Annotated in this window: 8 protein-coding genes; 6 read left to right on the top strand and 2 right to left on the bottom strand. The window is 51.3% G+C overall.

The features are described 5' to 3' along the window. The first annotated feature begins 423 nt into the window (after nucleotides 1-423). The 5 genes from ABJG22_RS08835 to ABJG22_RS08855 all read left to right on the top strand — a co-directional run bounded on the left by ABJG22_RS08835 (nucleotide 424) and on the right by ABJG22_RS08855 (nucleotide 8,278). Nucleotides 424-1,674, top strand: a complete 1,251-nt coding sequence (locus ABJG22_RS08835) for a lipoprotein-releasing ABC transporter permease subunit (protein ID WP_348019865.1) — start codon at nucleotides 424-426, stop codon at nucleotides 1,672-1,674. Further along, nucleotides 1,667-2,353: an ABC transporter ATP-binding protein gene (locus ABJG22_RS08840; RefSeq protein WP_348019866.1), complete on the top strand. Its 687-nt coding sequence runs from the start codon at nucleotides 1,667-1,669 to the stop codon at nucleotides 2,351-2,353. Before ABJG22_RS08835 ends, ABJG22_RS08840 begins: the two co-directional genes overlap by 8 nt. Nucleotides 2,354-2,452: 99 nt before the next feature. Continuing rightward, complete coding sequence (locus ABJG22_RS08845; protein WP_348019867.1) at nucleotides 2,453-2,926, top strand: glutathione peroxidase; 474 nt, start codon at nucleotides 2,453-2,455, stop codon at nucleotides 2,924-2,926. A gap of 190 nt (nucleotides 2,927-3,116) precedes the next feature. After that, nucleotides 3,117-6,620, top strand: a complete 3,504-nt coding sequence (dnaE, locus tag ABJG22_RS08850) for a DNA polymerase III subunit alpha (protein ID WP_348019868.1) — start codon at nucleotides 3,117-3,119, stop codon at nucleotides 6,618-6,620. A 50-nt stretch (nucleotides 6,621-6,670) separates the two neighbouring features. Next, on the top strand, nucleotides 6,671-8,278 hold the full coding sequence (locus ABJG22_RS08855; protein ID WP_348019869.1) for a long-chain fatty acid--CoA ligase: 1,608 nt from the start codon (nucleotides 6,671-6,673) through the stop codon (nucleotides 8,276-8,278). Here ABJG22_RS08855 and ABJG22_RS08860 read toward each other — a convergent pair. Together ABJG22_RS08860 and moaB are read right to left on the bottom strand one after the other, a co-directional pair. Further along, nucleotides 8,275-9,372 carry a PA0069 family radical SAM protein gene (locus ABJG22_RS08860; protein ID WP_348019870.1) on the bottom strand — a complete coding sequence of 366 codons (1,098 nt, stop codon included), beginning with the start codon at nucleotides 9,370-9,372 and terminating at the stop codon, nucleotides 8,275-8,277. The genes ABJG22_RS08855 and ABJG22_RS08860 overlap by 4 nt on opposite strands. A gap of 48 nt (nucleotides 9,373-9,420) precedes the next feature. Then, nucleotides 9,421-9,948, bottom strand: a complete 528-nt coding sequence (gene moaB, locus ABJG22_RS08865) for a molybdenum cofactor biosynthesis protein B (protein ID WP_348019871.1) — start codon at nucleotides 9,946-9,948, stop codon at nucleotides 9,421-9,423. Between the two features lie 112 nt (nucleotides 9,949-10,060). Between moaB and ABJG22_RS08870 the strand changes: the two genes are divergently transcribed. Continuing rightward, nucleotides 10,061-12,412, top strand: coding sequence for a PAS-domain containing protein (locus ABJG22_RS08870; protein ID WP_348019872.1), 2,352 nt, complete (start codon nucleotides 10,061-10,063; stop codon nucleotides 12,410-12,412). Nucleotides 12,413-12,416: the final 4 nt, after the last annotated feature.

A 12,416-nucleotide genomic window follows, 5' to 3' on the forward strand; every position in this document is an offset into this window, starting at 1 on the left:
CACAACAGTAAAGATATGATCAGATTGGAGAGTTTCAAGAGCTAGAATAGCGAAGAGGCTCAAGATTGGGGACGTTTCATGGAAATCAAAAAAAACGCCCGGATGCCAATAAGCACCCGGGCGAAAATGGTGACGAATTAATTCGCCCCCTATTTTCCTGTCCTATTCAACGCCGCCTGTCCCCCAACATTTGGCGGAACCGGAAAGGATCCCTGAACCATGACCCGTTAATCGAGATATTTGATTCTGTAACAGTGTCTGATCGACTGACATAAATTTGTCATGATAAATTTAGAGGTTTCGAAATATTGGCTAACGCTTGTGTCATATCGGCAACAGAAGATTAACTACCATGCCACTTGCTTGCCCTGACCGGCGACCGTAAAGACAGTGAAACCCAATCCAAGGAAGTTTTCGCAAGTCATGCTCCTATCCCGTTACGAATGGGTCATCGCAAAACGGTATCTTTTGCCCGGCAAGGGGGAGGGATTTATTTTCCTCGTTGCCAGCATCAGTCTGGTGGCGGTCATGCTTGGCGTTGCCGCGTTGATCGTGGTGATGAGCGTTATGAATGGTTTCCGGGCGGAACTGTTTGACAAGATTGTCGGGCTCAATGGTCATGCTGTGGTCCAGGGCTATGGCGGTCGTCTACCCGATTGGAGAGACTTGCTAGAGGAAACCCGGGAAACCGAAGGGGTGGTTTCTGCTTCACCATTGATTGAGCAACCACTTCTGACCACGTTTAACGGACGGGTAGAGGCTGTCCTCGTGCGCGGGATGCTGGTTCCGGACATATTGAACAATGAAACGCTCGACGGGAAAACGGTCGCCGGTGATTTATCGCGTCTTGAGCCCGGTTCTGGGCGGGTTGGGATCGGCAGCCGGCTTGCAACCACTCTTGGTGCGCAGGTGGGGAGCCGGATCACCGTCATTAATCCACAAGGGCGGTCTACGCCGTTCGGAACCGTGCCTCGAGAGATAGCCTATGAAGTGGCCGCGATCTTTGAAGTCGGTGTTTATGACTATGACAAGGCTTTTGTCATCATGCCGATGGAAGACGCGCAGACTTTACTCTTGTTGGGCGACCAGATCGGAATGATCGAAATCAAGACCAATGACGCTGATAGCGTCGGTGAGATAATTGCTCCCCTGATTCCCAAAGTTGCAGATCGCGGGGTTATTACAGACTGGCAGACGATGAATGCCTCTCTATTTGAGACGCTGCAAGTCGAGCGCGTCGTGATGTTTGTGATCCTTTCCATCATCATTTTGGTTGCCGTATTCAATATTCTATCGTCGCTGATCATGCTGGTCAGGGCCAAAACGAGGGATATAGCGATCTTGCGTACCATGGGCGCATCCCGTGCATCGCTGTTGCGAATATTTGTTACCGTCGGAACCTCAATCGGCACGCTGGGTATAGCAGCTGGTATCATCCTCGGCTTGATCGCAATTTTCTTCCGTCAAAATGTCATCAATTTCGTTCAGATGATCACGGGGCAGAATCTGTGGGATCCATCGATCCGTTTTCTAACCGAGTTACCGGCGCGAACCGATCCGATGGAAGTTGTCGGCATCGCCGGACTGGCTCTTTTGTTTAGTTTTTTAGCAACGCTCTATCCTGCCTATAAGGCGGCTAGCACTGATCCTGTGCAGGTGCTCCGCTATGAGTGATCAAACTATCGGGAAAACGGTCGAATTACGTAATGTCCGGCGCACGTTCGTGCAGGGGGATATCCAGATTGAGGTTCTTCGCGGCGTCAATCTTGACATCAATGCGAATGAAATCGTTGCCCTTGTTGGTCCTTCCGGTTCGGGGAAATCCACGCTGCTGCAAGCGGTCGGATTGCTCGAAGGCGGATTTGAAGGGTCTATCAAGCTAAATGGTGAAGAGACCGCACAGCTCCCTGCGAGCGGTCACACGCGGATCAGGCGGGACTTGCTCGGTTTCGTGTATCAATTCCATCATTTGCTCCCAGATTTTTCCGCGCTCGAAAACGTTGTGATGCCACAACTGATTTCTGGCATATCCCAGATTGCGGCAGAAGAAAGAGCCGCTACGCTCTTGCACAGTCTTGGATTGGGGCAGCGACTGGATCACAAACCAAGCAAATTATCAGGTGGTGAACAACAGCGGGTTGCTGTTGCTCGGGCATTGGCCAACGCACCGAAGCTGGTGTTGGCCGATGAGCCAACGGGTAATCTGGATGAAGCGACCGCCGATTTGGTTCTCTCTGAGTTCATCGCTTTGGTGCGGCAGGAGGGCAGTGCTGCGTTGATAGCGACGCATAACGAGCGGTTGGCTGCGAAAATGGACCGGGTCGTTCGACTCCATGACGGTGTTTTAACCTAGGTTTTTCAATCCAAAACGAGAATGGCTTTGACTTTTCTTCCGTGAGAAACAATCTTGTAGTCAAAATAGATATATAAAATAAAACAATGCGGGGCGCATATGAATGCAACTGAATTTCAAGTGAAACAAGCGGATGGTTCTATTCAGGATTTATCCGCGCATAAAGGCAAGGTAATATTGGTCGTGAACACGGCCTCGAAATGTGGCTTTACTCCACAATATGAAGGCCTTGAGAAATTGCATAAGGAATATCGCGAGCAAGGTCTCGAAATACTTGCTTTTCCTTGTAATCAATTTGGTCATCAGGAACCGGGTGATGCCGATGAAATCAAGAATTTTTGCTCACTTAATTATGATGTGAGTTTCCCGTTGATGGGCAAGATCGAAGTCAACGGCAAGGATGCTGATCCATTCTGGAAATATTTGAAGTCAGAAAAATCCGGGCTTCTGGGATCACGGATCAAATGGAATTTCACGAAATTTCTGATCGATCGTGAAGGGAATGTGGTCGCGCGCCACGGCCCAGCCGTTAAGCCCGAACAATTGAAAAGTGAAATTGAAGCCCTTCTTTAAACGACCTTTCTCGAGCTGACTTTTGCCGCTGAGTGAGCGACTTGTATCTCGTCCGATTGCCTGAATTGAGCGTGAGAAAAGCCCGATCATAAATTGCATCTAGCAAATAGCTGTGGACAAATGGTCGATAGTTCCGATCGCGGTCGTTGGCAGCATATGCAAAATCATATTGCCACGCTAGTCTGATGGCATGGCTCTAAATCCTTTCGTCCATCTTCGCGCCTTTTCTGCCTATACAATACTAGACGGCGCGATGGAGCCGGCGGCTATTGGAGCTGCCGCGAAAGAGCGCGGCTTTCCTGCGGTCGCGCTTTGCGATCGTATTGGTTTGTTTGCGTCAATGTCCTTTGATGATGGGTGCCGTGGTCAAGGCGTGCAGCCGATTACGGGTTGCTTCCTTAGAGTCGCGCGGCCTGGGAACCCCGGCAAAGACAAGCCGACTTTGGATTGGGTGGCGCTCTACGCGCAGGATGCAGAGGGATATGAGAATCTCTGTAAGCTGGTATCTGCCTCGCACCTTGATCGGCCGGGCGAACTCGAAGCGCATGTCGGGATTAACATGCTGGCTACTCACAGCGCAGGTTTGATTGCTTTGACCGGCGGTGGTGAAGGGGCGTTGGCAAGATTAATCGCAGAAGAACAGCAAAGTGAAGCCGAATCCTATTTGACATTGTTGCAGGAATATTTTCCGGACCGGCTTTACATCGAATTGTCTCGGCGCGACGACCCGGTCGAAATGGCAGCGGAATCTGGCCTCATCACGCTAGCGATGGATCGCGATATTCCGCTGGTAGCGACCAATCCGAGTTGTTTTTCTGATTCCGAATTTCATGAAGCGCATGATGCGATGAAATGTATCGCCCAATCTGCCTATGTTGAGAATGACGATCGCGAAAAGCCATCCAAACATTTATGGATGAAAAGTGCTCTGGTGATGGAGGATTTGTTCTCCGATATTCCAGAAGCTTTGCAAAACACGCTAGTTATCGCGCAGCGATGCGCATTTTCACCGCCGAAAAGAGCTCCGATATTGCCAAGCCTCGCTGGTGATTTGGCGGGTGAAATTGAACAGTTACGGCGGGATGCATCTGCCGGTCTCGAAGAACGATTGGCGGTTGCAAATCTACAGGACGAAGATGAACGGAAAATCTATTTCGAACGGCTGGATTTCGAACTTGATGTGATCGTCAACATGGGGTTCCCGGGATATTTTCTGATCGTTGCTGACTTTATCAAATGGGCGAAGGAACAGGATATTCCGGTTGGGCCTGGCCGTGGTTCTGGCGCAGGCTCGGTGGTCGCTTGGGCATTGACCATTACCGACCTTGATCCCATCAAACTGGGTTTGCTGTTCGAAAGATTTCTGAATCCGGAACGTGTGTCGATGCCGGATTTCGATATCGACTTTTGTGAAACCCGCCGTGGTGAAGTCATTCGCTATGTACAGGAAAAATACGGCGACCGGCAGGTCGCGCAGATCATTACCTTCGGGAAATTGAAAGCGCGCGCTGTACTTCGCGATGTTGGTCGAGTGATGCAAATGCCTTATGGGCAGGTAGACCGGTTGACGAAACTGGTACCCAATCATCCAACGGATCCGTGGGATCTAAAACGATCGCTCAACGGTATCTCGGAACTGGCGCAAGAATATAAACAGGCAGACGTAAAGCGGTTGTTTGATTTGGCGATGCAGCTTGAGGGCTTGCCTCGTCACAGTTCCACCCATGCTGCCGGTGTTGTGATTGGTGATCGTCCGCTGGATCAGTTGGTACCGCTTTATCGCGATCCCCGTTCGGATTTGCCGGTGACCCAGTTCGATATGAAATTTGTCGAAAAAGCCGGCTTGGTGAAATTCGACTTTTTGGGACTAAAGACACTTTCGGTTCTGAAAAAGGCGGTAGAACTGCTGACGGAGCGAGGAATAACGGTCGATCTGGATGGATTGAGCTGGGAAGATGAAAAGGTTTTTGAACTCCTGCAGCGCGGCGATACCGTCGGCGTATTCCAGTTGGAGTCGGAGGGTATGCGGCGCACGCTGGCGGCCGTGAAACCAACTAACTTCGGGGATATTATCGCGCTGGTATCCCTCTATCGACCGGGTCCGATGGACAATATTCCGCTCTTTGGTGATCGAAAAAATGATCGTGTCGAAATCGCCTATCCGCATCCTTTGCTGCAAGATATTTTGAAAGAAACCTATGGGATTTTCGTCTATCAGGAACAGGTGATGCAGGCGGCGCAGATCATCGCTGGCTATTCGCTGGGCGAAGCAGATTTGCTGCGCCGAGCTATGGGTAAGAAAATCCAGGCGGAAATGGATGTCCAGCGCAAGAGATTTGTGACGGGCGCCGCCGAAAACGATCTTAGCAGCGACCAAGCCAATGAGCTTTTTGACTTGATCGATAAATTCGCAGGCTATGGCTTTAACAAAAGCCATGCTGCGGCATATGCCCTGCTTGCCTATCAGACGGCTTGGTTGAAAGCTCATCATCCACATGAATTTTTTGCGGCATCGATGTGTTTTGATATGCACCAATCGGACAAGCTCAGTATTTTTGTGGACGATATGAAGCGGTTGAGCGTGGCCATATTGCCGCCTGCGATTAACAAAAGCCGACCAAATTTTTCTGTCGAGGAGCAGACTGACGGATCGCTTGCGGTTCGTTATGCGCTTGCGGGGCTGAAAAACGTTGGCGAAAAGGCCATGCACGGCGTGGTCGCCGAGCGCTCTCAAGAAGGGCCGTTTTCTTCGATCGAAGATTTAGCCAATCGCATTGATCCGCACGGCTTGAACAAACGACAATTGGAAAGCCTTGCCTCTGCAGGCGCATTTGATGAACTGGAAGGCAACCGGGCAGCGGTATATGATGGCGCAGACATGATATTGTCTGTGGCCAATAGCGCGGCTGAGGCGCGTGAAAGCGGCCAAGGGGGGCTTTTCGGTGAGGGCAGTGCAGGTGGAGAGATGCAAGCCATAAGATTACCGGAAGGGAGCAGCTGGTCGCTTAACGAGATCATGGTGCATGAACGAGATGCATTTGGCTTCTATTTTTCTGCCCACCCGGTCTCCCAGTTCCAGGCGGTGACGGCATCGCTGGGCGCGTTGACCTATTCTGCATTATGCCAGGAAGGTCCGATTGGCGAAGGCGTTCGCAAGCCCGCGGTTATGGCAGCGCTTATAGAAAAGGTGCGTTGGCGGGATAGCCGAAGAGGAAAACGGTTCGTGCTTGCTGATCTGTCCGATAGCGGCGGGCAGTTTTCCGGTAGTTGTTTTGATGAGGATCAGTGCACTATTCTGGCGGAACTTGCGGATGAAGGGCGCTGTGCCTTGCTCAATGTTGAGCTTGACCAGCAATCGGAAGATGAAAATCCACGCGTTGCGATCAGGCGAGTTCAACCGCTTGACGGGCTAGAAAAAACGACGCGGACCAGGATGGAGCTAGAAATTCGTGATATTGCCGGATTACAAGAGCTGACCAATAGAGTGGCTCCGTTGGTCGGTGGGCAGAGTGAATTGGTAGCCGCGATGGCGGGGCCGAATGGCGACCGGGTTAAAGTCTGTCTCGGACGATCTTTCCGTTTGGATGCCGAAACAGTGGAAATGTTGGAACGGATCGATGGGATTGCGAACGTGCGGTTGGGGCCGGCTAGATCTATGCGGGTAGAAAAACCCAAATTAAGGCTTGTCAGCTAGCGTCAAACACATCAAAAACCGGCCAAATATAAATGATTTGGAGAGATGATATGGCCGGTGCAATGCAAGCGAGCTCGTTAAAAATTACCAACTTGATTGATCATGCCGCTAGGGAACACGGCGCTCGCGAGATTGTAAGCTACTGGGCGGACGGTAATGTTACCCGCAGCAATTGGGCTGAAATCGGACTGGAATCGCGCAAATTCTCTCAAGCACTGCAGCGCCTTGGAATGAACAAAGGGGATCGAATCGCCACGATCGCTATGAATCACGCGCATCATCTCATCAGTTGGTACGGTTCGGCAGGTATCGGCGGTGTCCTTCATACGGTTAATCCGCGTCTGTTCGAGGAACAGCTTGTCTACATCATTAATCATGCCGAAGATCGCGTGCTTTTGTTCGACAAAATGTTCACGCCGATTGTTGAAATGCTGAAACCGCAACTCAAGACGGTCGAGCATTATATTCAATTTGATGGCGAAAAGGGCGACTATCCGACGTTTCGCGAATTGGTGGATGCAGAAGATGGAAATTTCGAGTGGGTCGATGTCGACGAAAATGATCCATGCGGCCTTTGTTATACGAGCGGTACTACCGGCAACCCGAAGGGTGTGCTTTATGAGCATCGCTCGAACGTCATCCACGCAATCACTGAGGTACAACCCGATGTCATGGACCTTGCGACGCGCTCGGTGATGCTGCCGGTTGTTCCGATGTTCCATGCCAACGCTTGGGGATTGCCTTTCGCTTGTGCGGCAGTTGGAGCGAAAATGGTTTTCTCCGCGAGCAATGAAGCGCCGGTTCTTTGGAAATTGATCCGTGAAGAAGGCGTGACCCATAGTGCTGGGGTACCGACGGTCTGGCTATCCATGTTTGCAGATTTGGATACCAACGGCGGTGACTATGGCAAATTGGGCGTTGTGGTGATTGGTGGTTCTGCTTGTCCGCGATCGATGATCGAACGCCTGATGAAAAACGGAATTCGTGTCGCGCACGCCTGGGGTATGACTGAAACATCCCCGATCGGCACGGCTGGATCGCTTCCAGCGAATTGGGATGAGCTGAGCTTTGATGAACAGGTAGATGTTATTTGCAAGCAAGGCAGGCCGCCCTTTGGCGTAGAATTGCGTGTGATTGATGAAGACGGCAATATTGCGCCGCGCGACGGTAAAACTAGCGGGACGCTCGAAATTCGCGGGCCATGGATTGTTAAGCGATATTATCGCGCAGATGAGGATGCCGTGGCCGACGACGGCTGGTTCGATACTGGTGATGTAGCGGTACTCCACCCGGATGGCACGATGCAGATCACGGATCGGGCTAAGGACGTCATCAAGTCCGGCGGCGAATGGATCAGTTCGATCGAATTGGAAAATGCAGCCGTTGGTTGTCCTGGCGTCGCGGAGGCCGCTGCAGTGGGCGTATATCATCCCAAATGGGACGAGCGGCCATTGCTGTTGATCGTCCGGAAACCGGACAGTGATGTCTCGGAAGCGGATGTCATTGCCTATCTAGGTGATAAAGTCGCGAAATGGTGGCTGCCTGATGAAGTGAAATTCGTCGATGAAGTACCACACACGGCGACCGGGAAAATTCTGAAGCGGCAACTTCGGGAAGAATATAAGGACTATAAGCTGAAGAGTCTGGCTGACGCTTAAAATAGTTCCAACTGGCTGCCTTCGATTATTGGCCGTCGGAACAAATCGGTTCTGAGTTCGATTTTGGTTACGTTTAGTCCCGCCTTGCGTGAAGCGATCGCGAGCCGCGTGCGCATTAGGTCCGCCCATGGCCCGTGACCGCGCATGCGGCTGTAGAATTCGGGATCGTTTCGTTTGCCGCCACGCATTTGCCTTACGATGCTCATAACCTTTGATTTGCGCTCCGGATAATGGGTTTCGAGCCATTGTTCGAAGAGAGGGGCGACTTCGTGCGGCAGGCGCATGGGAATGAAGGATATACTTTTGGCGCCAGATTCGGCTGCCGCAACAGTGGTTTCTTCAATTTCATGATCGGTGATAGCAGGGACGACCGGCGCGATATTGATATGCACATAAATGCCCGCATTACTCAATTTCTGGACCGCCTCTAAACGTCGTGCGGGTGCAGGGGCTCTGGGTTCTAGCAATCGGGCGGTTTTCGGATCGAGTGTCGTCACAGAAATTGTCACCGCAGTGAGCTGCTGGATCGCTAGCGCTGCAAGCAGGTCTATATCTTCTACCACGCGGTTGGATTTTGTGGTGACGACCACCGGATGCTGCGTTTCTAGCATCACTTCCAATATCTGCCGCGTGATTCTGTAGCGCTTTTCTATGGGTTGATAGGGATCGGTATTAGTACCAAGGGCCAAATTTGCCGGTCGATAGTTGGGTTTTGCAAATGTCTGAAGGAGTAGCTCGGCAGCATTTGGCTTAGCGAATAGCTTGGTTTCAAAATCAAGTCCCGGAGACAGATCGTGATAGGCGTGGGTGGGCCTTGCATAACAATAGACACATCCATGCTCGCAGCCGCGATATGCGTTTATTGATCGATCAAATGGTAAGTCGGGTGATGCGTTATAGCTGATAATTGATTTAGGAAATTCGACTGACACGTCCGTTCTCAGTTTCGGACTGCCGCCTTCAAGATATTCTCTTTCATCCAGCCAATTACCGTCCCAGTCATGATCTTGAAGGTTGAATCGCTGCGGCGCTGTATTTGATGGCGCACCTCGACCTTTTTGGAGCAATGGGAAAGGACGGTTTTTGGGTGGCATATGCTCTTCATATCATGAGAACATAAAAAGAACAAATGGGCTGAGTTTCTATTTTTCAAGCAGCCTAGGGATCAGTTCGACAAAATTACACGGACGATGGCGACTATCGAGTTGAGTGTCCAAAATGCCGTCCCAGCCATCTTTGACGGCTCCGTTGGAGCCGGGCAAAGCGAATATATATGTGCCTCGCGCGACCACGGCACAAGCGCGGGATTGTACCGTAGAAGTACCAATTTTCTCGATACTCAGATAACGGAAAAGTTCACCAAAACCAGGAATGTCCTTGTCCTTGACCGCATCAAGGGCTTCTGGAGTAATGTCTCGACCAGTCAGACCGGTACCACCTGTGGTAATGACGACATCGACTTGCTCATCATCAATCCATTGGTTGAGTTGTGCCACGAGAACGGATTTATCATCTCTCAATAAATTGCGATGAAACAGCTTGTGCCCTTTTGTTCGAATCCGTTCCGCCAGAATATCGCCGGATGTGTCTTCTTTCGCTGTTCGCGTGTCAGAAACTGTCAACAACGCGATATTGATGGGTTTGAATATCCGGCTTTCGTCAATTGGCATCGCTGCTCTCCGCTTTATGTCAGCGATAAGAATAGCTTAGTTTTCACGGCTTTTCCAAGTCATAAAGAATAGGGGTTTTCGTGCGTTAACTATCAGTCTAATCGATAGATCAATGTCGAACGTCCCGGATCTCACTGCCGTAATTTTGGGCCTTATCCTCGCGGCTTGGCTTGGCGTTGCCGTGTGGGCAATCTGGACTGGTCTTGCGATGAAGAACAAGGCTGATGCCACCTTGCGTCAATCCGGAAGACTAGGGCGTTTGCTAGAGACGTCGCCTGCGTTGCCGTTGCTCGTGCGGTCCGACGGTAAATTGGAAGCATCGCAGCGACTGATGCACTGGTTCGGGTTCGACCATTTGCCCGCCCATATTTCAGAATTGCATGCGGGCTCCTATGGAATGGGTGAGCAGGACTTGGATCTTCTGACGCAGGACATCAGTCTTGCACAGAAAACGGGCAGTAACTTCGTTCGCTCCATCAAGGTAGCTGGTTCCGACAAAGCACTGCTGATCCGTGGCGGCCTGGCCGACCAAAAAATAGCACCGAACGGTAGTGCTTTGTTGTGGGTTTTTGACGCTACCGATAGCGAAGGTCAGATCGCAAAGCTGCGCGATGAGAACGAAGCCGCACGCGGAGCGTTTGATGCGCTTTCCGCTTTGATTGAGGCAGCACCTGTTCCGATGTGGCATCGATCACCCGACTTGCAATTGACATTGGTCAACAGCGCTTATGTGGCTGCCGTGGACGCAAAAAATGGTGCACAGGTGATCGCTGGGGGTATTGAACTGGTTGAAACAATCGACGGTTTCAGTCCGATAGATGCAGCCGCAAAGGCAAAAGAGAGCGGTAAGTTGTCAGAACGGATCGTCGCAACGACGGTCGGCGGCGAACGGCGAATGATACAGGTTGTCGATGTTCCGTTAGGTAAGTCCGGTATCGCCGGTTACGCGATTGATATTCAAGAATTGGACGATGCTCGGCGGGAACAGCGCCGTTTTGTTGAATCGCAGCGCGACATGCTCGACAAGATTTCCGCAGGTGTTGTGCAATTTGATGCAGATAAATCACTCCGGTTCTGCAACCAGCCCTTTCAACGGATATTCTCCATGCGCCCGCAATGGATAGCGGAGCGCCCTGAATTTCCACGTGTATTGGACCGTATGCGGGAAATGAACCGCATCCCGGAAGTTCGAGACTTTCCGGAATGGCGCGAAGAGCGAACCGGCTGGTTTCTATCCACCAAGGCAAGTGAAGAGAACTGGCTGCTGGCCGATGGGACCCATTTACGAGTGCTCGCGAATCCGACGCCAGACGGTGGACTGCTGGTTATCTTTGAAGATCGCACCGAGCAGGTTCAGTTGGCGAGTGCCCGCGACACGTTGTTGCGCGTCAGAACGGCGACCTTTGACAATCTGTTCGAATCTTTGGCGGTTTTCGCTGCCGACGGAAAATTGAACATCTGGAACCATCAATTTGCCAATAATTGGGGGCTGGAGGAGGATGTTCTTGGCAAACATCCGCGCGTAGATGCACTGATGAAAAAAATGGCAGGGCAGCTCAGGCAGCCAGCCCGTATTGCGGAAGTACGTGAAACCGTGCGCAGCGCAACGACCGAGCGCCAGCAAAAAAGTGGACGCCTTAACTTTGCAGACGGGCGCCGGTTTGAATTTGCGGCAATTCCCTTACCCGATGGCAATGCACTTTTCACAATGCTGGATATCTCCGACAGCTACCGGATCGAACAGGCGTTGCGGGACCGGAATGAAGCTTTGGTAGAAGCCGATTCCATAAAGGGTAGTTTCCTATCCAACATGAGTTACGAATTTCGAACACCGCTCACTTCAATTGGTGGATTTGCAGAGCTTTTGGACCAAGGTATCGCTGGCCCGTTGACAGATCAGGGGCATGAATATGTCCGTGCGATCTTACAGTCAGTCAAACGTCTAGGGACGCAGATCGATAATGTCCTCGACCTCAGTCAAAGCGAAGCTGGCGCATTACCCATCGCCAAAGACAAGGTTAATCTGAAGAAGCTGATCGAGGATATCGCCAGTCATTTCGCAGAGGACGCGACTGCCAAGAAAATCGAAATGGAAATGCAGCTGGACGAGAAGCTTGGTTCGGCAATGGCTGATAAGAAACGGCTCAGCCAGACAATTTCTCAGATTGTAGACAATGCGATTAAATATACAGACGAAGGTGGACGGGTGCTCGTCTATGGTTCTGGTGACATGAAACAGGCTTTGATCCACATTTCCGACGATGGTCCAGGTATGACTGCCGGTCAGCAATCCAAGGCATTTGACAGTTTTGCGCGCTCGCGAGATCAGGAAGCAAATGAAAAGTCCGGAGGCTTGGGCCTTCCTTTGGCCCGTCAGTTGATCCGGGCACATGGCGGCGATTTAACTCTGACATCTGAACCCGGTCAGGGGACGCTGGTCACTCTGAATTTACCGAGGCAATGACGCG

Origin of the sequence: Parasphingorhabdus sp. (assembly GCF_039939955.1) — a bacterium.
Taxonomy (GTDB): Bacteria; Pseudomonadota; Alphaproteobacteria; order Sphingomonadales; family Sphingomonadaceae; genus Parasphingorhabdus.